General features: G+C 42.9%; 1 protein-coding gene. It reads right to left on the bottom strand.

What is annotated here, in order from left to right; all coding sequences use genetic code 11:
* Nucleotides 1-53 precede the first annotated feature (53 nt).
* A partial coding sequence (locus KVT28_RS25790; protein ID WP_217551094.1) for a hypothetical protein occupies nucleotides 54-252 on the bottom strand: 199 nt, incomplete at its 5' end.

The raw sequence follows: 252 nt of genomic DNA, 5'->3' as shown, positions 1-252 counted from the left end.
ACAATATCGAAGGATGCAGTTTCAATTCCGCAGTAAAATCATAACTATGTTTATCAGCCTAGCAAGTAGTCCCCGATGTTCCAGTCAAGTCCAGTAAGCCCAGACAATGATCGGACAAGGACAAACAGACGCATAATCAAGACGGTTTCATTAATGCGATCAGCGAGAGGCATTGAAGACTTATGGAATATAGAGAGATACGCTTTCAGAGGAAGCTTCCAGCGTCGATAAGATAGATAGATACCAAGACGG

It is taken from the genome of Pantoea sp. GbtcB22 (assembly GCF_019091025.1).
Lineage (GTDB): Bacteria > Pseudomonadota > Gammaproteobacteria > Enterobacterales > Enterobacteriaceae > Pantoea > Pantoea leporis.
The sequence above is the reverse complement of the archived record's forward strand: the minus strand, read 5'-3'. Positions and strand labels throughout refer to the sequence as shown.